Here is a 24,766-nt window from a genome sequence, read left to right on the forward strand (position 1 = left end):
CTCTCCGTAAAGGCAATAAGCCAATAACTACAAATATTCTGGGATCAGTACTTCATGACAAAGTTGCTGATAATGACTGAAATCAATGTTGTAACCTTGTTCGGTTGCCAAAGAGCAACTGCCTAAACAAAGGTGAGCAGGAAATCCTTGGGTATTCTTAGGTGAATTAAACCCAATCACATCCCAACTGCCAGGGTTCAAAATTGACAGTAAACGAGCATAAATATCGACACTGTGATTGGCTAAATTAACATTGGTTTCAAGGCTCACATAAGAGCTTTTCTCTTGAGGTGTGATATGAATAGTAAAATATTCATTGCCTTTAATGCCGTTAATTGAATAACCAAATGGCTCAAATAAAAAGTCATCAACAGCGAAATCAGGAAACAGCTCAGATAACGCTAATAAATCCCGTATACCTTGTTTACTCTGATTTACACCACGTAAATAATCCGCAGCCTTACCGTTAATGTGGTACATCAGTAATTCATTGGTTACGTCTGAATCAGGTGCAATAAATGGCCGCTTAGTACTGAACATATAGTGGTGATGCGAATCTAAGTGGCCAATTCGGTATGCATTTCCTGCAATTGTTTTGCGTATTTTTTTCAAGTCATCTTGAAAAGAGCTTGATTGTAAGTGAGACAAATATTCATTTTTACGTTGGTAACTGGCAAATGCAATAGACTCTTCACCAACATGTTCGATGAATGACATCACAGCATCAGCCAATGTTGTAGTGCCGCAGGTTAACATCACAAAACGGTCTTGCCAGACAAATAAACTAGACTCACTGAGTAAATAGGCATCGCAGTCTTCATTACTGATCGATGACAGAATTTCTGCATTAGCGCAGGCGACAATATCAGCCCAGAATGCTTGTCCAAATTCACGTATATTCAAAGATGAGTCAGCAATAATGACTTCAATCTTTTTCTCTGAACCTTCAAAAAACATATTAAAACCTACAAAAGCAGAGCCGTTTTATCGGCTCTGCGGGTACTCGTATTACGAAAAATCTTCTAAATAGGTATAACCTTTAAGACCTAACTGTAACTCTTCTAGTATTGATGTTCTTTCATCCTCAGCAATATGCTGATTGACCAATTCTTCATAAGTTCGCATAAACGCAACGGCGTCTAAATTCACATAGCGAAGTACATCAGCAACTGTATCACCAGCAAGAACAGACTCAATATTTGGAATACCGCTTTCTTCAACCCTAACGACAGCAGAGTTGGTATCACCAAATAAATTGTGCATATCACCTAAAATCTCTTGGTAAGCACCAACCATGAAAAAGCCGATCAAATAAGGGCTTTCAGGTGTCCAAGCAGGAACAGGTAACGTAGTCTCAATACCTTGACCGTCTACATATTGATCAACAATACCATCCGAGTCACAGGTAATATCTAACATCACAGCCCGTCTTTCTGGTGGCTTATCAAGTCCGCTCAATGGCAGAACAGGGAATACTTGATCAATCCCCCATGCATCGGGAATAGATTGAAATAAAGAGAAGTTAACAAAGAACTTATCCGCTAACTTTTCATTCAACTCATCAATAATGGGTCTGTGATAACGGTTATTATTACTCAACAAACTCTTAAGAGCATGACAAACACGCAAGTTAGTTTGCTCAGCCCAAGCGCGTTGCATTAATGTCAGTTGCCCGACAGAAAATAACGAGTGCGCTTCAGCAATATCGCTTTGAGTATCATGATAAATCTCAATAATAGCCCGATTATCAGGACGCTCACTCATATCAGTCCAAGACATCCACATATTATGAAGTAGCTGCGGCGCATCTTCCTCGGGCGGTTGAATGTCCTCAGGCTTGTATGATTCAGTGCCAATAACGTCAGTGATTAACACCGCGTGATGCGCTGTTAAGTGACGACCTGACTCAGAAATAATACGTGGCATTGGCTGCTCATATTCATTACAAATATCAGTTAACACATTGACGATATTATTGGCGTATTCAGTCAAACCATAATTCATCGAGTTATTACTTTGACTTCGAGTACCGTCATAATCTACAGCTAAGCCGCCGCCCACATCAAAGGTATCGATAAGTGCGCCCATTTTACGCAACTCACAGTAAAAGCGGCCAGCTTCACTTACACCTTGGCGAATATCTCGAATATTGGCGATTTGCGAACCCAAGTGGAAATGAATTAATTGCAGCGAACTCATCATATTGAGCTCTTCTAATTCATTAAGCACCTTAAGCACTTGCGCTGCAGATAAACCAAACTTTGATTTTTCTCCACCGCTGGCTTGCCACTTACCTTTGCCTTGAAAAGCAAGTCTAGTGCGGATACCCAGTCTTGGCGTCACTCCCAAATTTTTAGACTCTTCAAGAATCAACTTAAGCTCAGAGATTTTCTCGATGACGATGTAAACTTTATGGCCAAGCTTTTCACCGATGAGTGCTAAACGCACATACTCTTTATCTTTGTAACCGTTACAAACGATAACTGAGCTGGCTTTTTGCGCCATAGCAAGTACGGCCATTAACTCAGGCTTACTACCTGCTTCCAGCCCTAGTTGTGGCACTTCCTTTGACTTTTGGCTAGCCAAAATCTCTTCAACAACGGTTTGCTGTTGGTTTACTTTAATCGGATACACTAACAAGTAATCATTTTGATACTCGTATTTTTGAATCGCCGCATTAAAGGCATCACATAAGTTTTCAACTCTGCGATGTAAAATTTGTGGGAAACGCACTAAAACCGGTAAAGCAACCCCTGCTTTAACCATATCTTTAGCCAGCTCATTTAATCCGATAGTGCATTCTGGTTTATTCGGATCAGGGGTTACTGTCACCTCGCCACTATCATCAATACCAAAATACTGTTGACTCCAATGTGTCACGTTATAACTTGCACGAGCATTTTCGATAGACCAATCTTTCATATTATCCATTCCGTCTATTCAAGCAGATTATGCAGTTACCGACTGTGCGGACTTCACTGCAGTTTCAACAAAAGCGGGCAAAGCAAAGCTCGCCATGTGTAGAGCTGGCGTATAATACTGAGTGCTAATATTCGCCATTTCAAAACGTTGCTTGAGGCTAGTCAAGTCAAGTTCTCTGGCCGATACATCATCAGTTGCCCAAGCAAACGCCATTGTGCCACCAATATAAGTAGGTACGGCAGCATTGTAAAACCAGCAATCATTTACATAAGGACTTAACCGCCTTACTGTGTCTTGTAATTCTTCTGGTTGCATAAATGCAACCCCATTTTGAGCAACAAAAATCCCTTTTTCAGTGAGGCATCTTTTACAGTTTTCATAAAATGCAGAGCTAAATAATACTTCGCCAGGGCCAATAGGATCGGTGCAATCTGAAATAATTACATCAAATTGCTGCTGACATTGCTCGATAAAATGCATTCCATCATCAATCACTAACGATACTCGATCGTCATCAAATGCGCCCTGAGAATGTTGTGGGAAATAGGTTTTACACATTTCGACTACGTTAGCATCGATTTCTACCATAGTAACCTGCTCAACGTGTTTATGCTTCAGTACTTGGCGCAGCATACCACCATCGCCGCCACCAATAATCAACACCTTTTTAGCATCACCATGAGCAATAATAGGCACATGAGTCATCATTTCATGGTAAACAAATTCGTCTTTTTCGGTAGTCTGAATTGCACCGTTTAACGCCATTACACGGCCAAAGTGTTTATTTTCAAAAATACTTAAATGCCACTGTTCCGTTTTCTGTTCAAAAAGAACGTGTTCAACTTCAAAGTATTGGCCATAAGCCGGATGTAATGTTTCGTAATAAATATTTGATTTGTTTAGCATGTATATTGTCCAACGTTGTCGCTAATATCCAGACATTAACAACGTAGATTTAAGTAAAAATAACAATGTCGACTCAATTCAGCCACGGTGGTGATTGAGTCTCTATCCATGAGGTTCGATTCTTTGGTAGCCATAACAGTTAATCCGTCAAGCTAAACCCGACTTTTTCAAACTCTAAAACACTCATTGAGCTCAAACAAAAAAGCGGCGCAATTAAACCCTGCAAACCAGTATAATGCAAGTAAGAAAAACCTATTTTAGTATAAATTTAATTCAATATTTCTATCATCGCTTTGACATATGTTTTTTTTGTTAAAAACCAGTCATTTCGCAATCTTTTTTCTTTATGAACAACTGCATTTATTTAACGAATTGCACGCCTGTTACTGATTATATTTGTTTAGTTGGCTAACCCAAGTTACATGCCTTGCATATTGAGTATATAATTAGCGTGTTTTTACATTATCTTTAAGTCAAATAGAGTCAACAATGATACAAATCGGAAAGCGTTATTCTTTAGAAGTCGTTAAGCAAGTTAGTTTTGGTGTATATGTAAATGCCCAAGAGTTAGGACAAGTATTACTACCAAACAAATTTGTGCCTAAAGACTGTCAAGTCGGCGACATGGTAGATGTCTTTCTGTATCTAGATTCTGAAGACATTGTTATTGCAACAACCCAGAAACCTTATGCTCAAGTAGGCGAATTTGCTTACCTAGAAGCAATTGCAACAGGACCTTATGGTGCCTTTTTGGATTGGGGACTAGAAAAAGATTTACTTCTGCCTTTTGGTGAACAGCACCGTAGCATAGAAGAAGGTAAATCTTATTTAGTGTATGTCCATGCCAATCATGTTGATGAACGTATTATGGCGTCGTCTAAAGTGGATAAGTTTTTAGATAAAACCCCGGCTGAATACACGGTAGGTCAACAAGTCGACCTTATTATTGGTGGCACCACCGATTTAGGTTTCAAAGCCATCATTAATAACGCTCATTGGGGCGTGTTATTTCAAAATGAAGTATTCCAACGTCTAAGTTTTGGTCAATCTATCAAAGGTTATATCAAACAAGTACGTGCTGATGGCAAAGTTGATTTAATTTTACAGAAAGCTGATAAGCAAAACCTTGATAGAAATGCTGAAACGCTTATTAATAAATTGCATCGCGCAGGTGGCTTTTTACCGCTCAATGACAAAACCGATTCAGCGATAATTTATGATCAGATGGCAATGAGTAAAAAAGCATTCAAGCGCAGTATCGGCGGTTTATTTAAAGCGGGCCAAATCAGTATCGAGGATGATGGCATCAGATTGCTCAAATAGTCTGCAACACTGCTGAATTATTTGATAAAAAGCATGGTTCTGTTATAACAAACCATGCTTTTTTATTTGGAGTAATTTATGGAACTTAGCAATCAAGAAGCCCGAGTCATCGGCTGTTTATTAGAAAAAGAAATTACTACCCCAGAACAGTACCCGCTTTCAATCAATAGTTTGACCATGGCATGCAATCAAAAAAGTAGCCGTGAACCTGTAATGAGCTTGTCAGAGCAAGAAACTCAAGACATCATCGATAGCCTCACTAAAAAACGTCTTATCAGTGAACAAACAGGCTTTGGCAGTAGAGTCGTTAAATATAAGCATCGCTTTTGTAATACTGAATTTAGTGACTTACAGTTTTCTGCAGAACAATTAGCTGTCATCATCGTGTTATTGCTACGTGGCCCACAAACGCCAGGGGAGCTCAAAACACGTTGTAATCGACTATTTGATTTTGAGAGCCCACAACAAGTTGAAAGCGCCCTTCACTCTTTAGCCTCACGAGATGAGCCTTTAGTTGTGCAACTTCCTCGTGAAGCCAATCGCCGAGATAGCCGCTATGCTCAACTCTTCTCTGATAAGCATTATCTAGAGCAAGGGACAACGCAATTTGAAGTCAACACAGCGCCAGCAGCAAAAACGTCTACGAACCAAATACTGCAAGAGCGAGTAACCACTTTAGAAGAACAGGTCGCCGATTTGACAAAGCGCTTATCCGAACTTGAACAACTACTTGATTAAGCTAATGAGTAAAAAGTACAAAGTAACATTGGCTTAACAATAATTAATCTCTAAAGCATGAGCCATAGCGTATGATGGCTTTTCTTTTATCTCTTTCTCAAGGAAATGTGTAAATGGACTCAACACCCAGTTCATCGTCTTTGCGTCAAACCTGGCTAATTGCCAGTTATGAAGTTAGCAAACGATTTACCAATACCAAAGGTATTGCAGCGCTTATCGCTTTTTCATTACTTTGGACGATAATATTATTATATCCAGTTCAAAGCGCCTCAGTTTATATGCTAGAGCCTGGTTTTAAAGAACTGGTGCAACATATTTATGGCCCAGATGCACTTAATCAATTATTTAGTTGGAAAGTCGCTGAGTTTGCTGTGTTTTGGTGTATTGCTTTATATGTCTTTCCAATGTTCAGTATTTTCATTAGTGCCGATCAATTCACCTCAGATAAGCAGCGTGGCTCATTCCGTTTTTTAAGTTTACGTGTCAGTCGTGACAGTATCTTCTTTGGCCGATTTCTTGGACAAATGCTAATCCAAAGCTGTTTGCTATTACTTACCATCCTAGCGACGATAGTTTTGGTTCTCAGCCGTGATACAGGCTTATTTATGGACGCTTTAGTCAGCGCAGTGTCGGTATTTATCAATGTCTTTATTGCTCTGCTACCCTATACAGCCGTTATGGCCGTTTTGTCTTGGTATGCCAGTAGCGCAAGACAAGCTAGTATCTACGCTATTATTTTAGGCCTTGTCAGCTTTATTCTGATCGCAATTATTAATAGCCAATTACCAGCCTTGTCTTTCTTAAGCTGGGCACTCCCTGGCTCTCAGCTATCTCTCATGATTGATACTCAAGGTTTGCAGTCATTAATGTATGCACCAATTCCTCTTATTCAAGCTGTCGCAATTCTTATTGCTGGGCGTATTTACATGCAACGGAGTGCATTATGAAGCTAATTACATGTGAAGGTGTCAGCAAACAATACGGCACAAAAACGGCGCTAAACAAGATTAACTTGTCCTTAGACACCGGAGCACCAATTGCGCTAGTCGGCCCGAATGGAGCAGGTAAAACAACGCTATTTAGCTTACTTTGTGGTTACATTCACCCATCTGAAGGCAAGATAACGATTTTAGGTGAAAAACCGGGTAGCCCGCAGTTACAAAACCTGGTATCGGCCTTGCCACAAGATGCCGCATTAGACCCGAATTTTACCGTCGTATCGCAGCTCACCTTTTTCGCAAAGTTACAGGGATTTAGTCGTCAAGACGCCAAGCATGAAGCGCTAAGAGTATTAGAGCTTGTTGATTTGTCATCTGCCGCTTTAATGCTACCAAAAAGCTTAAGCCATGGTATGAGTAAGCGTGTGTCAATCGCCCAAGCATTAATTGGTTCCCCGAAGTTAGTTTTACTGGATGAGCCTACTGCTGGTTTAGATCCCGCTAATGCCAAAAAAATCCGCCAAATCGTTAAGGATTTATCACCTAAAACAACCTTTGTCATCAGTTCTCATAACCTTGAAGAACTTGAAAAATTATGTGATCAAGTGTTGTACCTCGAACAAGGAGAGCTTCAACAATCGGTTTCTATGAAAGCGGATGCAGAAACCGCCTTCTTAACCCTTACGATGCTAAACGCTGACATTGAGCAACTGGCTGATAAGATCAGAGCGTTACCCAATATTCTTAATGTCAAAATGAATAATGATGAGCAACTTATCATTGAGCATCATATTGATACGAGTTTAGGCCTTGAAATGTCACTTTTGGCTCTATTTGTTGACAACAACTGGCAATATAAGGCCATGATGAAAGGAAGAAGCTTAGAGGAAACCTTATTCTCAAGTTAAATTAACTAGTCAGCTTGTTGTTTTTAGAGCCAATAAGCACAATTACTGTTTATGACCATTCATATTTAAAAAGCCTGGTAATCACTACTGGGCTTTTTTGTGTCACCTACACGGCCACACTGGCTAAACACTAATAACGGCCGAACGCTAATTCTGAAACGCGACTAATAACTGAACTGACAATGATTACAGTACAACAATCAGCAACAAAACTCGCATCATAAGCTCAGCTTTTGGCGGTGTTAGCCAAGTAACATGACCAAAGGCGTTAGCTAACTTAAATACTGGCCATACAAGGCCACATAGACTCATAAACAATGATGAACGGCGTATTATAGAATGCGATAGCCTGTGTGTTCTATCAATGCTGCTAAAGACGGATAGGAAGAGTATTAAGGAGTTTATAACAATGCTTTTAAAGTCATCGATAAAGCCATCGATAAATTAATAAAAGGTCTAGCGACAAAAAGCCTGATGAAGATGACCCATTATATTTTTTCAGGCAAAAAAAAACTGCAGTCATAGACTACAGTTTTATTTAATTATACTAGCCGAAGCTAGGAATAATTAAACTACAGTTACGTTCTCAGCTTGTGGGCCTTTTTGACCTTGAGTAACAGTGAACTGAACTTTTTGACCTTCGTCAAGAGTTTTGAAACCGTCTGAGTTGATAGCACGGAAGTGAACGAATACGTCTGGGCCAGACTCTTGCTCGATAAATCCGAAACCTTTGTCAGAGTTGAACCACTTAACAACACCAGTAACTTGAGACATGATATAAATCCTGTATATATAAATTAAAGCCTTAACGGCGGTAGAGCTGAAAATGCCGGTTTTACTTATGTTCACAGGACGAAACTGGTCGTATTGAAACACATAAACTAAGCCCAACCTTCAAGCCCGATAGATTATGAACCTTTTTGCGGGTATGTCAACTAACATCAGCATTTTAATTCAATTAGTTATTACCATGCCCAAAATTCATGAATTCGATAGCTGTTTCCAACTAAATATCAGATTCAAAAAGTAAAATAGCAAATTTAAATGACAAATCAATTACGTTGATGAATTTCAATACTAAAGTCTAACTCACAGCTAAGTCCTTGATCTGCAATTTGGGTCTTTTGTTCTTGCGTCAACTTCCAAGCATAAGGGGTCATGTTTAAAAAATGTTCAATATCAACAGGGTCAGATAAATCCAATTGATAGCAAAGCCTTTCGTTATGCAGACAAGTAAAACCTTCAAGCTCTGCCTTTGAGGCTTCATGTGGTTTAGGCTCACTATAAATGATTTTTTTCATCGCGAAATGGTGCATAGGACCAGGAGATACAGTAATTAGTACGCCATCTTGTTTGATCGCCCTTTGTAACTCATCCAGTTTAGAAGGCGCATAAATTCTCATCGCTAAATCAAATAACCCGTCTTCAAAAGGCATTTCATAGGCACTGGCTACACAAAAATGTAAATCAGGGTAGCGTTTGGCGGCATACTTAATTGCAGACTTAGAAATATCCAGCCCTTGCAGTACACAATCTACTTCCCTTGTATGCGCCATGGCTTCAAATAGTCGATGACTGTAGTACCCTTCTCCACAACCTATATCTAATATATTTTCAGCATTAGCTGCGTATTCAATCGCAAGCTCATTTACCCTATCACTTAGTTTTTGGTAGTAGCCTTTATTTAAAAACTCACGACGGGCAAACATCATCGTTTTATTGTCGCCAGGGTCTTTTGAGTTCTTTTTCTGCACAGGCAATAAATTAACATAACCTTCTTTTGCACAATCAAATTGATGACGGTTTTCACAAGACCATGATTTGGCATTTAGGGTAAGCACCGTGCGGCACAAAGGACAAATATATTGCATTTTTTACTCAACAAGGAATTGAAATAACGGTGACTCAACAAGAGCAACGTTTAACATGACACTAAAAATGACAATGGTACGCAATGAACACCCAAATGTCAGTTATCTTCGGTTAACTTATCAACCATCAAACTCACATCTGCAGGAGCAAGTAACGCAAAGCACTCTAATTTACGTTGTAAATCTTCAACATCTTTGGACAATTCATTTGCTGCTGATGCGTAATTAGTTCGCTGCTGTGATTGACTATACGTTCGTAACAGCCATTGTTGTTTATGATTAAGTAGATTATCAAGCTTTAACAATTGCGCTGCGATAATGGCGTGAACTTTATTTCTTTCTTCAGATAAATAGTGGCTAATATCAGCGCGTACTTGTTCAATTTCACTTATATTCAAAGCGATAGTTGCTGGAGGTTCTTCATAATCAAAGTTTCTCGCTAAAATCGCTTTAGCCATGATCAATTCTTTGGGTTCTTGATTAAGGCGTAAATCTTTCTCTAGTGTAATCGCTTCACACACCGATTGTTCATATTCAATGACGACTCCTTCATCAGAGTGAATAAAAGAAAACGTTAATCTAACGCCTTTTCTTAGCATGGCGGCAGATATTCGTGGCGCAATACCGACTCTGGCATACAAGCGGCAACCTTGACCTAATGCTCTTGTTACTTTACCGAGATGTTTACTGACATCACATTGATGAGAAATAGTGTCAGATTTGGGGCTTGTATCAGGAACAGAATTTAGCGAATAACCTGCTGACGCTGTTGCCTCACTCGCTTTATTAACTTTCCCTTGATCAAGTTGCTCTTTATCAAGTATCTCTTGGTCATGAGTATCTTTGTCATTCAAGCTTTCAACATGACTGACAGTAAAAAAAGGCTGGCAAGTGAGAATGATGCTAGCTCCCTGCTCATTTGTATGAGAGGGTAACTCACTAATAATAATTTCTGCCAAAGGCTGACTCAGCGCAGGAAGCAACACAAAATCACTGACATCATCAGCCAAAGAGACCAAAAGAGATTGATTTGGCTTTATTTCATATTGTATTGGTTGGCTGAATAGATGGTTGTACATAGAGACTCCGATGACGTTATATAAATTGTAACCATCAAACGGACTTACGTCACCTACTTAAAAAGCGTTCAATCACTAACGCCCCCTGTAAACATTAGTAATTAACAGTGTTAATATATTTGTAATCGAAAAATAGGATAACTCTATATTATGGCAAGCGCTTTTCAACCTACCCTTTTTTGGCACGATTATGAAACATTTGGGGTGAGTCCAGCAAAAGACCGTCCTTCGCAATTTGCAGGCATTCGAACTGATTTAGATCTTAATATCATTGGTGAGCCAGAAAACTTTTATTGCAAGCAATCAACAGACTACCTGCCCTCACCTGAAGCGATTCTTGTCACAGGGATAACGCCACAGCTTGCGAATCAAAAAGGCATGGTTGAAACTGAGTTTATGGGGCGCATTAATGCCATTTTCACTCAACCAAATACCTGTGTTGTTGGGTATAACTCATTACGATTTGATGATGAAGTCAGCCGTTATGGTTTTTATCGCAATTTTATAGACCCTTATGCACGTGAGTGGCAAAACGGTAACTCACGCTGGGACATTATCGATTTAGTTAGAGCCTGTTATGCATTCCGTCCAGAAGGGATTAATTGGCCGCTTAAAGAAGATGGTTCACCTAGTTTTAAATTGGAGCATTTAACCCAAGCTAATGGATTGAGCCATGAACAAGCTCATGATGCTATGAGCGATGTCTATGCAACGATTGCAATTGCGAAACTCATCAAAGAAAAGCAGCCTAAATTATACGATTACTATTTTGAACTTCGAAATAAGAAAAAAGTCGCAGAATTAATCCAAGGCGACTTCATGCAGCCGCTAGTTCATGTGAGTTCAAAGATTAGCGCTGCCAATGGTTGCGTCACTTTAATTGCGCCTGTAGCACCTCATCCAACGAACAAAAACGCGATGATTTGCATTAATTTAGCAATGGATTTAAGCCCGCTCATTGACTTAACTGTGGCAGAAATCGTCGAACGTATGTATACACCTCGAAGTGAATTAGCCCCTGATGAGCTGCCAATTCCACTAAAGCAAATACATTTAAACAAATGTCCGTTTATTGGTACTCCTAAACTACTATCAGAAGCCGTAGCACAAAGGCATCAATTTGATATGGATTTTGCCCGCAGCCAATATAAATTATTCAAACAACACCCTGAGCTTCGCGATAAAATGCAAGCTGTGTTTGATGTAAATGATCACCCAGCTGTTACAGATCCTGATTTAATGCTCTATAGCGGAGGCTTTTTTAGTCACGCCGATAAAGCCAAAATGGAAATGATCCGCAATACCAAAGCCGAAAACCTCGCCGCTCTTAATCTCGACTTTGACGATCCTAGGCTCAGTCAAATGTTGTTTCGTTATCGAGCCCGTAATTACCCTGAAACATTGAGCCATGATGAATCAATGCAATGGCGAGAGTTCTGTCAGCAACGCCTTTCTGATGCTGATTATGTGATAAACCTCGAAAACTTATTAGAAGAAACCAGCGAGAATGAACACAAACAAAAGTTATTAAAAGCCCTATGTTTATATCTGCAATCTCTTTAAGCTTTTATCATTAACTTACTTTGTACTTATTGTATTAATAAAAGGAATTGGTCATGCAAAATCGTTTCATTGATAGCATCACCCAACTGCCCAAACCACTGGCAACAGCGCTTATCCCATTACTTAATGATGATTTTTGTGGGCACATCGATGCGAATCAACTGACGGAACTTGTCAACATCAGTCAAATGACAGAAGAAGAACTTCTATTAAGTTTACTGCCAATCGCTGCAGCACTTGCCAAACCAAGCATCAGCGAGTTTTATGTTGGTGCAATCGCTAAAGCTGAAAGCGGCGACATATACATGGGGGCTAATTTTGAATTATCTTCTGAAGCGCTATTTCACACGGTACATGCCGAACAAAGTGCAATCAGCCACGCCTGGCTAAACGGCGAACAAAAAATTATTGATATCGTCGTCAACTTCAGTCCTTGTGGCCATTGTCGTCAGTTCATCAATGAATTAGTCAGCGGTATCGATATTAACATCCACTTACCAGGTCAGCAGCCACAGCAATTAGCACACTACCTACCATATGCATTTGGGCCAAAAGACCTACAAGTCACTAAGCCATTGTTATCAAAAAGTCATATCGAATTTAGTTTACAGTCAGACGACCCAATGATCATCGAAGCTGTCGACCAAGCTGGTTTAAGTTATGCCCCCTATACGCAAAACTACGCAGCGGTGGTTATTGAAACAAAAGACGGTAAAACATACTGCGGCCGGTACGCAGAAAACGCCGCATTTAATCCATCAATGATGCCAATGCAAATGGCGTTATCAAACTTAATTCGCCACAACAGAGACTACAGCGATATTAATCGAGTGGTATTGATAGAATCATCTGCCGGTAAAATCAGTTTAGCTAATGCCACTATGGATACACTGCAAGCTGTTGCCGCAATTGAGCTTGAGCATATCGTTGTAGACCCAAGCTAGCCAGCTCATTTTGCTGCACGTTAATTGAAATTACACTGAATTAGCCTTTCTTAGTTTTGATATTAAGAAAGGCTTTTTGTTACCAATCATTATTTAGTACCTCGAAGGCACGTATTAACTTTTTGTTTGCACAAAACCTGTAAAGCCTTACACTCTTGCTCTTCTCATATAAGAATTGATTTAAGAACTCTAGCCCATGCCTGATTTAGCAATACTTGCTGTATTTATTCCAACATTCTTTTTTGTTTCTATTACGCCAGGAATGTGTATGACATTAGCAATGACACTCGGCATGAGTATTGGTGTTAGAAGAACCCTGTGGATGATGGCAGGTGAATTAGTGGGTGTTGCTTTAGTTGCTATTGCTGCGGTTATGGGCGTTGCCAGCGTCATGCTCAATTACCCAGATGCCTTTGCCATTTTAAAATGGCTTGGCGGCGCTTATCTTGCGTATATTGGCGTTAATATGTGGCGTTCGAAAGGCAAAATGGCCATCATTGAGGGGCAGCAAACAGACAAATCGATTAGTAATATTGCGCTAATTTCCCAAGGGTTTGTCACAGCAATAGCCAATCCCAAAGGTTGGGCATTTATGATTTCACTTTTACCTCCCTTCATCAGTGTTGATAAAGCTGTCGCACCTCAGTTGTTTTGGCTACTTGCGATTATTATGCTGACAGAAAGCGTATCAATGCTCGCTTATGCCAGTGGCGGTAAGAGTTTAAGAATGTTTTTATCTCGGGGCGATAACATTAAACTGATGAACCGTATTGCCGGCAGTTTAATGATTGGCGTCGGTTTTTGGCTAGCGCTTGGCTAAACGTTAAATACACTGAATATCGCTAAACGAAAGAAGTATAGATAAAAATAAGCCGATAATGTAATTGATTACGCCGCTTTGTCGTAATACGGTTTAACACAGTTTCTGCCGTTTTCTTTCGCCATATACAGGGCTTTATCCGCTCTCATCAGTAAGTCTTTAAGCTCTTTCGCAGATGCTGTTTTTTCAGCGATACCAAAGCTCGCTGTGCACTGGAGGTTTTGGGAATCGGTTAACGGAATTTTACACTCAGCAATGTGTCCACGCATTCGCTCGGCCACTTTATTAGCATCATGCAAATGAGTATTTGGCATAGCAATAACAAATTCTTCCCCGCCAATCCGCGCACATAAATCTTGTTCACGGCACAAAGCTTTAATCGTTTTAGTCACTTCAATTAAACACTTATCGCCAACGAGATGACCGTGTTTATCGTTAATCGTCTTAAACAAGTCTAAGTCGATTAGCACCAAAGTGAATGGGAGTTGATGCGCCACAGCTTTATCGAGCAATGATTTACCCTCGGTAAAAAAGGAGTGTCGATTTGCCAATCGTGTCAAAGAGTCAGTACTTGCTTGCAATGTCAGTTGCTTTTCGTTTTTATCAATCTGTTTAGCAAAAATATATAAGACAACAATCACTTCCAGCATCGTAAAAAATACCACAGATTGATAAAGCATATGGTTAACTTGAGCAGACAGTTCAATTAATGGCGCTTCGTTTACGGTATTTTCGCAATAGAAAAATAACACCATTGCCAGTGCACTTAATGTCACCTGCTCAAGTCGCTCTCTTAATTCAAATAACAAAAAAGCCCCAGTTGGCACAAGGAAGTAATAGAGGTGAAAACCACTCGCATTAGTTACATAAACATTGGTACACACAAGTAGATGCAGCATCAACACGCTAAAAAACCAAATTTTAGCGATTTTAGGCTGCTGTTTGGCGGTAAGTACATTAGTGACGAAATACGCAAACGTAAATCCAAGGTTGATAAAACCGACAGAAGGATTATCAAGAAACAAAATATAGTTAAGCGAATATAAAAATGAGATAGCAACCGTAATTAACCCTATGATATTCATAGTTCTTATTCGGTTAGCTGATGAAAATGACTGTTGATTCGTGCCCAGATTAATAATTGATTTTAAGTTCATTGGGGTAACAAATAAGTTAACGACATGTAAACTTTAGCACAATTTATATTTTTAGTTCTATCCAGATTATTAGTCAACAGAGTACCTAATTCAATTGTCGATTGTTAAATGAAGATGACTTAACTCCTCTAAGTCGTTGTAATGCTATTCTGAATTTTGTTTATACGGCAGTTTTGCGCTCATTTGCGTCATATACTGCTTAATGTGAAGTTGCTCTTGCTGGCAATAGTGATTAATAGCATGACTAAACTCGGCATGTGCGACATTGTGATTCGAATAGGTTTCTATAGGCTCAAAACCTCTAGCAACCTTATGCTCCCCTTGTGCCCCTGCATCAAAAGTCGTTAATCCATGTTTGATGGCATACTCTATCCCTTGATAATAACAGGCTTCAAAATGCAGACCGTCAACCTCCTGTAAGCAGCCCCAATAACGCCCGTATAAATGAGTTTTAGAAACAAAATATAACGCCGAAGCCACCATTGTTTGCTGCGGATCAGAAATGATAAGTAAGCGAATTTGATTACCCATAGTGTCTGCTAGCTGCTCAAAAAAATCGCTGGATAAATAACCTGTATGACCAGATCGTTTTAAATAGGTTTGCTGATAACACTCAATAAAGTGTTCCCACTGAGCTGAAGATGCTTGTTCGCCTGTAATAAATTCAAAATGATACTCAGAAACCATACGACGTTCTTTAACAATGGTTTTACGCTTACGTGAAACTAAGTGTCTAAGATAATCATCGAAATTCTGATAACCTCGGTTACCCCAATGAAACTGTGTAGCAAGCCTTGCAATAGACTGTTGACTGGCAAAGTTAAAATCATCTTTAGGTAAGAACAAACAGTGCCAAGACGAAAAATCCTGTTCTATACTGCGATTAAGGAAGTTGAGAATACAGCTTATAAGATGATGTCTAACTGATTTACTGGCCCCTTCCATGATCCCGAAACGCTGCCCTGTTACAGGAGTAAACGGTATAGCCGCGACTAATTTGGGATAGTATTGTAATCCGTTTCTCTCATATGCTTCAGCCCAAGCCCAATCAAACACATACTCTCCCCACGAATGGGTCTTCTCATAGCAAGGTAAAATAGCCACTACCTTATCGCCTGTCTGAACCACAATATGTTTTGGTGTCCAACCCGTAAGTGGGCAAACACATTGGCTTTGCTCAAGAGCCAATAAGTAATCAAACTGAGTAAAAGGGTTATCATCACGAAACATCAGCAGCCAATCTTGCCTACCAATAGCTTCAACTGAATCGTAAAAGCTAATGTGAATATCATCAAGAGCTGTAAGTGCTGAGTCCTCTGCTAATGAATCACTAATTAAGCCAGTTTCAGACATATTTCCTCAGAATACCGTTTTAGATATTGTGTATTAGATCATACTTATGGCACATTGCAACATATGATTATACTTACAAAGGACTGAAAATGAGCGTTTTTTCTCAGATAAAGCCTATCGTTGTTTCTACTTCTATTGCGTTACTACTTGGTTTTACTTCACTATCCGCAAGTTCTGTACAAGCTGCCAACGAACAGTCTATTTACAGTCGAGCTGCAACAGCACAACCAATTTGGGCCGAGCACGGCATGGTCGCCAGCCAAGAGTCATTAGCCACACGAATTGGCGTAGATATTTTGAAACAAGGTGGTAATGCTGTAGATGCCGCAGTTGCTGTGGGTTTTGCTCTTGCAGTCACCCTTCCTCGTGCTGGCAATATTGGCGGAGGCGGCTTTATGTTAGTCCACCTCGCTGAAACGAATAAAACAATTGCTATCGATTATCGAGAAACCGCGCCTTCAAAAGCGCACAAAGATATATTTCTAGATGAAAAAGGTAAGCCAAACCCTAAACTAAGCCGTGAACATGGTCTTGCTGTCGGTGTCCCAGGAACGGTCATGGGTTTTGAGTTAGCGCTCGAAAAGTATGGCACTATGAAGTTAAGTGAGGTGATTGCGCCAGCCATAAAGTTAGCAAAAGAAGGTATTAGTGTTAATCCAGATCTTGCTAATTCCCTTGATGGACTTAAGCGCCGAATTTCTCAATGGCCCAGTTCAGCCAAAATCTTCTATAAAAAGAACGGTGACAGCTTTGCAGTAAACGATACCTTAGTACAAACCGATCTCGCACATTCACTGTCTTTAATTGCAACTCACGGCAGTAAAGGGTTTTATGAAGGTGAAACTGCAGAAAAAATCGTTGCCTCAATTAAGCAAGCCAACGGTATTATGACCTTGGAAGATTTAAAAAACTATCAAGTTGTTGAACGTGAGCCAATTCGCGGAGAATATCGTGGATACGAGATTGTCTCCATGCCACCTCCTTCCTCTGGCGGAATTCATATCATTCAAATGCTGAACATGCTTGAGAACTACCCTATCAATGAATTAGGCCACAATACGGCTCAAACATTGCACCTGATGGTAGAAAGTATGAAACATGCATATGCCGATAGAAGTGAGTATTTAGGTGATCCTGATTTTAACCCTGTCCCTTTGAAGGCGTTGACGGATCAAAAATACGCTGACTCATTGGTTAAAAAAATAGCTTACAACAAAGCCACTCCAAGTGCTGAGATAAAGCCAGGTAATATAGCTCCCTATGAGAGTAACCAAACCACTCATTACTCTGTTGTGGATAAATGGGGAAATGCAGTGTCGAATACCTACACGTTGAACTTTAGTTATGGTTCTGGACTAGTTGCAGACGGCACTGGGATTTTACTCAATAATGAAATGGACGATTTTTCTGCAAAGCCAGGTACGCCAAACGCCTTTGGTTTAATTGGCGGCGAAGCTAATTCGGTTCAAGGAAACAAGCGACCATTGAGTTCAATGAGCCCAACCATTGTGATGAAAGAAGGCAAGCCTTTCTTAGTGACAGGTAGCCCAGGCGGCTCAAGAATCATCACGACGACATTACAACTCATTATGAACGTGATTGATCATAAGCTTAATGTCGCAGAAGCGACTGCTGCCCCAAGAATCCATCATCAATGGCTTCCTGATTATATTGGTGTAGAAACCAGTTTAAACAAAGATACAATTTCACTGCTTGAAGCTAAAGGCCATACGATCAAGTCCAGCAGTGCCATGGGCAGTACCCAATCAATAGTGGTAACTGAAAAAGGCGTTTATGGAGCATCAGATCCTAGACGTGCAGGTTCTGAAACCCTAGGTTATTAGTAATAACGTAAATAATAACAATGTGCTGTATCGAAAAGCGATGAGTAGATACAGCTTAAATTTAAACAAGATAAAATAAACACTCACTCCCTTTCCAAAATAAACCTGCTCCCTTGCTCATTTTTATTGTTTAGATCCCCTTCCCTAAATAAGAATAGCTATCATTACAACCCGCATGAATAACAAAACAGCAACATCAAGATTAGATTTTTGTTATTTCAAGTTTATTTCAATTAAAGTTTTTTATCTTTATGCCGATATTGTTATTGCAGGAACAGACCTGTTATGCGGTTATTAATTAAAATTAACAAGCACCCAATTGTTGATGCGTTTAATTAACAACGCAGGTTGTAAGCGATATTTAACCCGTCAATATTTTGACAAAGGCAAAATATTGACAACCCAAACAAGATAGAAAGAATTTAATTAATGCCTGAAATGTTAAAACTTTTATCAAATAAAATTTATTTCATACAGGTAGCAAGCTTAACTGACTGATATTGATAGATATAACTATTTATGCTCATATGGTTACATCAATTAACTGAAATAGACTATTTTTTTAGCATAAAATTCATATTATGATGCGCTAAAAATAACTCAATAATATTAAAAAACAGCAGGATTCAACTTGATGAAGTTAAACAGCTTAAAAATAAAGCACCGGATCGCTTTATTAACAGTCGTTGCAATTTCTTCGTTTGTTATTTCACTTGTAATTAACAATCAAAGCGTGCAACAAAATGCTGAACGTTTAAATGGACTTCAATCACAACTTTACCCAGTATTAAATTTAGCCACGATTAACGATGGCTTGTTATTACAATTAAATCAAAATATTCAATCTGCAGTAACAACCGGTGAAGAAGAATCATTAATCACTGCTGAAAATATGGTTAAACAAATTAATAGTAATCTAAATACTATTAAGGGTTTATTACCTCATGAAGCTAATGATGCCAATAATATGCAACGCGATTTAGCCACTTATCATGATAATGCCAAAACCTTAGTTGCTGAATTTTTAAAAGATGATGTCGACTTTAACAAGATCACAAACCAGGCTTCAGAAAATGCCAAGCGATTTGAATCCCTAACAGCGGTTTTTGCTAAAAAACAGCAAGATTACTCAGATGCTTTCACAACGAGTATTAGCTCGACCTTAGCAAGTTCAGATAATGCGGCATCATTGATGTTGATTATCGGTATTATCGCTTCACTATTTTTGGTGGTCGTTGGCGTATTAGTGAATCGCTCAATCATTGTCACCATTCAGGACGTCACCCATTCATTACAGAATATATCAGAAGGTGAAGGCGATCTTCGTTCTCGGATTGAATATAACGGTAAAGATGAAATCGCGACGCTCGTACATTGGTTCAACCAGTTTGTATCGAAATTACAAGTCTCAATTGCTGACACTAAACAAACTACAGACAGTTTAAGTGCAGTATCTCATACGTTATTAGAAAGCTGTAAAAAAAGTGAAAACACCGTTATCGAGCAAAACGAGTCCGTTGAACAAATCTCTAATGCCATGCGTGAAATGTTCATCAGTGTTGCACATATTGCTGAGTATGCCGCTAATGCTGCATCTGAGGCTGACAACGCAAATGATGAAGCTAAACAAGGTCAAGAGGTTGTGTCTCAAGCCATCACTACCATTAATAAATTAGCAGAAGAAGTACAAACGACTGCTGTTGTAGTCAATCAACTTGAGGCGTTCACCAGTAACGTCAACGATATTCTCGATACCATTCGTGGTATTGCAGATCAAACCAATTTACTTGCCTTGAATGCTGCAATTGAAGCAGCTCGAGCAGGTGAACAAGGAAGAGGCTTTGCCGTAGTGGCCGATGAAGTAAGAACCCTTGCTTCTCGAACACAAGCGTCAACGCAAGAAATTCAACAAGTATTGCAAGAGCTTCGCTCTACTTCAACTCAAGCAGTTGATGCAATGCAACGTGGAATTGAAACCGCTGAAGAAGGTGTCAAAACCACTTCATTAGCCGGAGATGCATTAATCAGTATCACCAATAAAGTGAGTGCGATTACCGTCGTTAACGAACAGATTGCTGCCGCCACTGAAGAACAACATAACACTTCAGAGCTTATCCAGCAGTATGTCGCTGATATTGAAACCAATGCCGCTAAAGTAAAAATGACCACGGATGAAATGGGCGGGATCAGTTATGACATTGAAGGTGTTAGTAAACAGCTTCAAAACATAACAGGTCAATTTAAAGTCTAACAATAATAATATTTTAAGATAAACGAGATTTATCTTGAGTAATGATAAAGATGAACAGGAGTTACACCATGAAATTCAACTTGAAAGCGCTACCCTTAGCTATTTCTGTTGCAATGCTTCCTGCCTATGTCGCAGCTGAAGAAACAAGTGAAGAGAAAATTGCCAAGCTTGAACAACAAGTGCAATCACTTCAAGCAAGCCAAAATGCAAGCTTAACAGAACGTTTTAGCTTCAATGGCTTCATGACTGGTGCATATATCAGCTCTGACAATAACACTGGTTATGCAGGTGCGACTACCTCTGCTAACTTCGATGACGGCAGTAAGTTTGGTCTTCAAGGTACCTTTGCCATTACAGATCAAACTCAAGCCGTAATGCAGCTTATGATGAAAGGCAGCAACGATTGGGAAGTAGAAGCTGAGTGGGCTTATATCTCACACCGTTTTGAAAATGGCCTTCAGGCTCGTGCTGGTAAACTTCGTGTACCTTTATTTATGTACTCTGATTACTTAGACGTGGGTTACGCACAGCCATTCGTACGTCCACCTTCAGAAGTTTATGATGCGGTTCCTTTCACATCTTACACCGGCGGTGATGCAAGTTATGATATTGAGTTTGATGACTCGACATTAACAATTCAAGCTTTTGGTGGTCAGTCTGAAGACTCAGGTATTGATATCGGAAATATTTTCGGCGCCAATGTTAACTGGACTGATTTAACATGGACTTTGCGGGCGGTTTACGGTCAAGCAACCCTTGATGGCACAGTCACACGACAAATGTCAGTAGACGGTGGAACAGACCCTTCAACAGGTTTACCAATTTCTATTGACGTTACAGTTGATATTCTAGACATTAATGATGCTACTGGTACATTCGTAGGCCTAGGCGGAAGCTATGACAACGGCTCTTTCTTAGCCATTGCTGAATGGACTCGTATCGAAACTGATGAAGAGTACCCAGATTCTGACGCAGGTTATGTCACTTTAGGTTACCGTATCAATGCATTTACACCTTATCTGACTGCATCTTATTACGAAACTAAAGATAATGACGTAAGAACTAATCCTGTTCACGCTGCAATTTTTAACGGCGAGCGCACAGCATACAGTGCAGGTGTTCGTTGGGATGCAATGGATAACTTAGCCCTTAAGTTTGACGTTACCCATGCCACTGACTTCGGTGACACCTCTGGCGGTTTTGATACCAACATAGCCCAAGAGTTTGATGACACTACAGTGTACACAGTTCAGTTCGACGTTGTATTTTAAGGAGCGATAAAATGAAAAAAATCCTATCTATTTTAGCGCTTAGCGTGTGTTCAGTTATTTCAGCTCAAGCAGCAGTTGTCGTCATTGGTGCACCTGGTGCGACAGATATTAGCGCATCAGATGCTAAAAAATTATTTTTAGGTAAAGGCTCAAAATCTGCAGTGGTTTATGAACTTGCTGAAGGTAATGCAACACGTTCAGAGTTTCATGGTGCTGTCACTGGCAAATCTGATTCACAACTGAAAGCATTCTGGTCAAAGCAGGTATTTACTGGTAAAGGAAACCCACCAGCAACAGTAAATGATGCCGCGGCGATGAAGTCAGCAGTAGCTTCAAACCCTAATGCGATTGGCTACATTGATGAAGCTGATGTCGATGGCAGCGTAAAAGTGATTTTAAAGCCATAAAAACGACATAACACCATAGTCTTAAATTAAGTTTTAGTGATTGTGTTTTAAGCATTTCATACTCCCCCCCTTCAATTGAAATGCTAGAGGGATCTGATAAACATCAGGTCCCTTTATTTTTTGTTACAAACTAAAACAAGATTGCGACCAAAACTTGATAAACTAGTCACAAATCATAATGTAATAATGATAAACAGAAGCTTAAACCGACCATTCGATTAAAAGCTCATTTTTAACCATTCTTATGCAAACAGGGAAATAACTATGAAGGGACTAACCCTCAAACCGCTTGTTTCAGCTATGGCACTCACAGTCATGTTAAGTGCTTGTGCCAATGACAATGTACAAACCAACACGACACAAGCACCAAATGTCGTGGCTAGCAACATCATCGAGCAAAATGCTAACAACCCATTCTTTAAACCATACGGTACTTTTATGGAAATCCCTGATTTCGATAAAATAAAAGATGAACATTACTTACCAGGCTTTAAAGCAGGTATCGCCGCTCAAAAGGCTGAAATAGCCGCTATTGTTGCCAATCCAGAAAAACCAACATTTGAAAATACCATCGAAGCAATGGAGTTCTCAGGTGAATTAGTAACAAAAGTTGCTAGTGTTTTCTATAACCTTACTGGTGCGCATACAAACCCAGCGATTCAAGAAATTTCAAAAGAAGTGTCACCAATGCTATCAGCAGCAAGCGATGACATTTTATTAAATGATGAGTTGTTTAAGCGTGTTAAAGCCGTTTATTTACAAAAAGACAGCTTAAACCTCAATACAGCTAAAGCTAAATTGCTTGAAGACACCTACAAACGTTTTACCCGTGGCGGTGCTAACTTATCAGCTGAAGACAAAGCCACATTACGCTCACTAAACGAGCAAATTGGTAAGCTTAATCTTGAGTTTGGCGATAACTTATTAGCTGAAACCAATGCTTTTGAGCTAGTTATTGATAACAAGGCTGATTTAGCAGGTTTACCACAAGATATTATTGATAGTGCTGCTGCGACAGCCACTAAACGTGGCCATGATGGTAAATGGGTTTTCACAACACAACGCCCTTCTATCACGCCATTTTTAACCTATGCAGAAAACCGCGAGCTGCGTGAAACAATATTTAAAGGTTATATCGAACGCGCTAATAACGACAACGCGAATGACAACAAAAAAACCTTAGCGAAAATTGCTTCATTACGTGCAGAAAAAGCTGAATTAATGGGCTACAAAACCCACGCTGATTTTGTACTAGAAGAGCGCACAGCTAAAACACCTGAAAATGTATATGGATTATTAGACAAAGTTTGGCCTGCAGCCCTTGCTCAAGCAAATGCTGAAGTTGTCGAAATGCAAAAGCTAATTGACTCACAAGGTGGCGACTTCAAATTAGAAGCGTGGGATTGGTGGTATTACTCAGATCAAATCCGTGTTGCTAAATACAGTTTCAATGAACAACAAACGCGTCCATACTTCTCACTTGAAGCAACCTTAGATGGCGTATTTTATACTGCCAACCGTCTATTCGGCATTACAGTGAAAGAACGTACTGATTTACCAAAATATCACCCAGATGTTAGAACATGGGAAGTCTATGATAAAGATGGTTCATTCTTAGCTGTATTTATGGGTGATTACTACGTACGTGACAGTAAACGTGGTGGCGCTTGGATGAACTCATACCGCCAGCAATACAACATGAATGGCGTTGAATCAAAGCCTATCATTGTAAACGTACTGAACTACCCTCGCCCAACGGGTGATGAGCCAGCACTGCTGACGTTTGACGAAGCAAGCACCTTATTCCACGAGTTCGGCCATGCACTACATGGTATTTTGTCTGATGTGGAATATCGCTCACAAGCTGGTACATCAGTACCACGTGACTATGTTGAATTCCCATCACAAGTCATGGAAAACTGGATGACCCAACCTGAAGTATTAGCGCAATTTGCTAAGCACTATCAAACAGGCGAAGTTATCCCGCAAGAATTAGTCAAAAAAATCCAAGCAGCAAGTAAATTTAACCAAGGTTTTGCGACAGTTGAATATATGGCAGCAACAAAACTGGATTTAGATTGGCACACATTAACTGATAACACTGTACGTGATGCAGCAAAATTTGAAGCTGAATCATTAGCCAATATGGGGCTGATTAAAGAAATTGCTCCACGTTACCGTAGCACGTATTTCTCGCACATTTTCGCGGGCGGCTACTCAGCGGGTTACTACAGTTACCTTTGGTCAGATATCTTAGGCGCAGATGCATTTGAAGCGTTTAAAGAAAATGGTATTTTCGACCCCGCAACGGCACAAGCCTTCAGAGATAATATTCTGTCTAAAGGTGGTAGCGCCGATCCTATGCAACTTTACCGTCAATTCCGTGGTAAAGATGCGGGTATTGAGCCATTGTTAAGAAGCCGTGGCTTATTAGAAGATAAGTAATTTATCTCAACCTTTAAAAGGCGCTT

Annotated in this window: 20 protein-coding genes; 12 read left to right on the top strand and 8 right to left on the bottom strand. The window is 39.8% G+C overall.

Going from position 1 to position 24,766, the window contains the following annotated elements; genetic code table 11:
• Positions 1 to 27 precede the first annotated feature (27 nt).
• The 3 genes from AN944_RS04125 to speE are packed head-to-tail and all read right to left on the bottom strand — an operon-like array spanning position 28 to position 3,828.
• Positions 28 to 957, bottom strand: coding sequence for an adenosylmethionine decarboxylase (locus AN944_RS04125; RefSeq protein WP_055023329.1), 930 nt, complete (start codon positions 955 to 957; stop codon positions 28 to 30).
• Between the two features lie 51 nt (positions 958 to 1,008).
• Positions 1,009 to 2,922 (bottom strand): biosynthetic arginine decarboxylase, encoded by a 1,914-nt coding sequence (gene speA, locus AN944_RS04130; protein WP_055023330.1) that lies wholly within the window; start codon positions 2,920 to 2,922, stop codon positions 1,009 to 1,011.
• Between the two features lie 27 nt (positions 2,923 to 2,949).
• Complete coding sequence (gene speE, locus AN944_RS04135) at positions 2,950 to 3,828, bottom strand: polyamine aminopropyltransferase (protein WP_055023331.1); 879 nt, start codon at positions 3,826 to 3,828, stop codon at positions 2,950 to 2,952.
• A 489-nt stretch (positions 3,829 to 4,317) separates the two neighbouring features.
• Here speE and AN944_RS04140 point away from each other — a divergent pair, with 489 nt between their 5' ends.
• From AN944_RS04140 to AN944_RS04155, 4 genes are all read left to right on the top strand, one after another.
• Positions 4,318 to 5,151, top strand: coding sequence for a S1 RNA-binding domain-containing protein (locus tag AN944_RS04140; protein WP_055023332.1), 834 nt, complete (start codon positions 4,318 to 4,320; stop codon positions 5,149 to 5,151).
• 78 nt (positions 5,152 to 5,229) lie between these two features.
• Positions 5,230 to 5,889 carry a YceH family protein gene (locus AN944_RS04145; RefSeq protein ID WP_055023333.1) on the top strand — a complete coding sequence of 220 codons (660 nt, stop codon included), beginning with the start codon at positions 5,230 to 5,232 and terminating at the stop codon, positions 5,887 to 5,889.
• 113 nt (positions 5,890 to 6,002) lie between these two features.
• Positions 6,003 to 6,836 (top strand): ABC transporter permease subunit, encoded by an 834-nt coding sequence (locus AN944_RS04150; protein WP_055023334.1) that lies wholly within the window; start codon positions 6,003 to 6,005, stop codon positions 6,834 to 6,836.
• The gene (locus AN944_RS04155) at positions 6,833 to 7,735 is read left to right on the top strand and encodes an ABC transporter ATP-binding protein (protein ID WP_055023335.1); all 903 of its coding nucleotides are present in this window, start codon (positions 6,833 to 6,835) and stop codon (positions 7,733 to 7,735) included. Before AN944_RS04150 ends, AN944_RS04155 begins: the two co-directional genes overlap by 4 nt.
• A 567-nt stretch (positions 7,736 to 8,302) precedes the next feature.
• Here AN944_RS04155 and AN944_RS04160 read toward each other — a convergent pair.
• The 3 genes from AN944_RS04160 to AN944_RS04170 form a co-directional block, all read right to left on the bottom strand.
• On the bottom strand, positions 8,303 to 8,509 hold the full coding sequence (locus AN944_RS04160) for a cold-shock protein (protein ID WP_012155714.1): 207 nt from the start codon (positions 8,507 to 8,509) through the stop codon (positions 8,303 to 8,305).
• A 278-nt stretch (positions 8,510 to 8,787) separates the two neighbouring features.
• Positions 8,788 to 9,606 (bottom strand): 23S rRNA (guanine(745)-N(1))-methyltransferase, encoded by an 819-nt coding sequence (gene rlmA / locus AN944_RS04165; RefSeq protein WP_055023336.1) that lies wholly within the window; start codon positions 9,604 to 9,606, stop codon positions 8,788 to 8,790.
• A gap of 98 nt (positions 9,607 to 9,704) precedes the next feature.
• Entirely contained in the window at positions 9,705 to 10,685 is a 981-nt protein-coding gene (locus AN944_RS04170) for a hypothetical protein (RefSeq protein WP_055023337.1), read from the bottom strand.
• A gap of 150 nt (positions 10,686 to 10,835) precedes the next feature.
• On the opposite strand from AN944_RS04170, the gene sbcB reads away from it, so the two are divergent.
• The 3 genes from sbcB (at position 10,836) to AN944_RS04185 (ending at position 14,012) form a co-directional block, all read left to right on the top strand.
• On the top strand, positions 10,836 to 12,248 hold the full coding sequence (gene sbcB, locus AN944_RS04175; RefSeq protein ID WP_055023338.1) for an exodeoxyribonuclease I: 1,413 nt from the start codon (positions 10,836 to 10,838) through the stop codon (positions 12,246 to 12,248).
• A 53-nt stretch (positions 12,249 to 12,301) separates the two neighbouring features.
• Positions 12,302 to 13,192, top strand: a complete 891-nt coding sequence (gene cdd / locus AN944_RS04180; RefSeq protein ID WP_055023339.1) for a cytidine deaminase — start codon at positions 12,302 to 12,304, stop codon at positions 13,190 to 13,192.
• A 196-nt stretch (positions 13,193 to 13,388) separates the two neighbouring features.
• On the top strand, positions 13,389 to 14,012 hold the full coding sequence (locus AN944_RS04185; RefSeq protein WP_055023340.1) for a LysE family translocator: 624 nt from the start codon (positions 13,389 to 13,391) through the stop codon (positions 14,010 to 14,012).
• Between the two features lie 68 nt (positions 14,013 to 14,080).
• Here AN944_RS04185 and AN944_RS04190 read toward each other — a convergent pair whose 3' ends face one another.
• Complete coding sequence (locus tag AN944_RS04190; RefSeq protein ID WP_082419887.1) at positions 14,081 to 15,169, bottom strand: GGDEF domain-containing protein; 1,089 nt, start codon at positions 15,167 to 15,169, stop codon at positions 14,081 to 14,083.
• A gap of 144 nt (positions 15,170 to 15,313) precedes the next feature.
• On the bottom strand, positions 15,314 to 16,522 hold the full coding sequence (locus tag AN944_RS04195) for a GNAT family N-acetyltransferase (protein ID WP_082419889.1): 1,209 nt from the start codon (positions 16,520 to 16,522) through the stop codon (positions 15,314 to 15,316).
• A gap of 89 nt (positions 16,523 to 16,611) precedes the next feature.
• Between AN944_RS04195 and ggt the strand changes: the two genes are divergently transcribed.
• The 5 genes from ggt to AN944_RS04220 all read left to right on the top strand — a co-directional run bounded on the left by ggt (position 16,612) and on the right by AN944_RS04220 (position 24,740).
• Positions 16,612 to 18,366, top strand: a complete 1,755-nt coding sequence (ggt, locus tag AN944_RS04200; protein ID WP_055023342.1) for a gamma-glutamyltransferase — start codon at positions 16,612 to 16,614, stop codon at positions 18,364 to 18,366.
• A gap of 634 nt (positions 18,367 to 19,000) precedes the next feature.
• Positions 19,001 to 20,617 (top strand): methyl-accepting chemotaxis protein, encoded by a 1,617-nt coding sequence (locus tag AN944_RS04205; RefSeq protein WP_055023343.1) that lies wholly within the window; start codon positions 19,001 to 19,003, stop codon positions 20,615 to 20,617.
• A gap of 68 nt (positions 20,618 to 20,685) precedes the next feature.
• Positions 20,686 to 21,888: a hypothetical protein gene (locus AN944_RS04210; protein WP_055023344.1), complete on the top strand. Its 1,203-nt coding sequence runs from the start codon at positions 20,686 to 20,688 to the stop codon at positions 21,886 to 21,888.
• An 11-nt stretch (positions 21,889 to 21,899) separates the two neighbouring features.
• On the top strand, positions 21,900 to 22,295 hold the full coding sequence (locus AN944_RS04215) for a hypothetical protein (RefSeq protein ID WP_055023345.1): 396 nt from the start codon (positions 21,900 to 21,902) through the stop codon (positions 22,293 to 22,295).
• 264 nt (positions 22,296 to 22,559) lie between these two features.
• On the top strand, positions 22,560 to 24,740 hold the full coding sequence (locus AN944_RS04220; protein ID WP_055023346.1) for a M3 family metallopeptidase: 2,181 nt from the start codon (positions 22,560 to 22,562) through the stop codon (positions 24,738 to 24,740).
• Positions 24,741 to 24,766 lie beyond the last annotated feature (26 nt).

This window comes from Shewanella sp. P1-14-1 (genome assembly GCF_001401775.1).
GTDB classification, from domain to species: Bacteria; Pseudomonadota; Gammaproteobacteria; order Enterobacterales; family Shewanellaceae; genus Shewanella; species Shewanella japonica.

Coding starts and splice junctions, on each gene's coding strand:
- speA (WP_055023330.1), bottom strand. CDS start 2,922: ATGAAAGATTGGTCTATCGAAAATGCTCGTGCAAGTTATAACGTGACA.
- AN944_RS04170 (WP_055023337.1), bottom strand. CDS start 10,685: ATGTACAACCATCTATTCAGCCAACCAATACAATATGAAATAAAGCCA.
- AN944_RS04190 (WP_082419887.1), bottom strand. CDS start 15,169: ATGAACTTAAAATCAATTATTAATCTGGGCACGAATCAACAGTCATTT.
- speE (WP_055023331.1), bottom strand. CDS start 3,828: ATGCTAAACAAATCAAATATTTATTACGAAACATTACATCCGGCTTAT.
- cdd (WP_055023339.1), top strand. CDS start 12,302: ATGCAAAATCGTTTCATTGATAGCATCACCCAACTGCCCAAACCACTG.
- AN944_RS04125 (WP_055023329.1), bottom strand. CDS start 957: ATGTTTTTTGAAGGTTCAGAGAAAAAGATTGAAGTCATTATTGCTGAC.
- AN944_RS04215 (WP_055023345.1), top strand. CDS start 21,900: ATGAAAAAAATCCTATCTATTTTAGCGCTTAGCGTGTGTTCAGTTATT.
- AN944_RS04185 (WP_055023340.1), top strand. CDS start 13,389: ATGCCTGATTTAGCAATACTTGCTGTATTTATTCCAACATTCTTTTTT.
- AN944_RS04140 (WP_055023332.1), top strand. CDS start 4,318: ATGATACAAATCGGAAAGCGTTATTCTTTAGAAGTCGTTAAGCAAGTT.
- rlmA (WP_055023336.1), bottom strand. CDS start 9,606: ATGCAATATATTTGTCCTTTGTGCCGCACGGTGCTTACCCTAAATGCC.
- AN944_RS04155 (WP_055023335.1), top strand. CDS start 6,833: ATGAAGCTAATTACATGTGAAGGTGTCAGCAAACAATACGGCACAAAA.
- AN944_RS04150 (WP_055023334.1), top strand. CDS start 6,003: ATGGACTCAACACCCAGTTCATCGTCTTTGCGTCAAACCTGGCTAATT.
- AN944_RS04195 (WP_082419889.1), bottom strand. CDS start 16,522: ATGTCTGAAACTGGCTTAATTAGTGATTCATTAGCAGAGGACTCAGCA.
- AN944_RS04210 (WP_055023344.1), top strand. CDS start 20,686: ATGAAATTCAACTTGAAAGCGCTACCCTTAGCTATTTCTGTTGCAATG.
- AN944_RS04145 (WP_055023333.1), top strand. CDS start 5,230: ATGGAACTTAGCAATCAAGAAGCCCGAGTCATCGGCTGTTTATTAGAA.
- AN944_RS04205 (WP_055023343.1), top strand. CDS start 19,001: ATGAAGTTAAACAGCTTAAAAATAAAGCACCGGATCGCTTTATTAACA.
- AN944_RS04160 (WP_012155714.1), bottom strand. CDS start 8,509: ATGTCTCAAGTTACTGGTGTTGTTAAGTGGTTCAACTCTGACAAAGGT.
- sbcB (WP_055023338.1), top strand. CDS start 10,836: ATGGCAAGCGCTTTTCAACCTACCCTTTTTTGGCACGATTATGAAACA.
- ggt (WP_055023342.1), top strand. CDS start 16,612: ATGAGCGTTTTTTCTCAGATAAAGCCTATCGTTGTTTCTACTTCTATT.
- AN944_RS04220 (WP_055023346.1), top strand. CDS start 22,560: ATGAAGGGACTAACCCTCAAACCGCTTGTTTCAGCTATGGCACTCACA.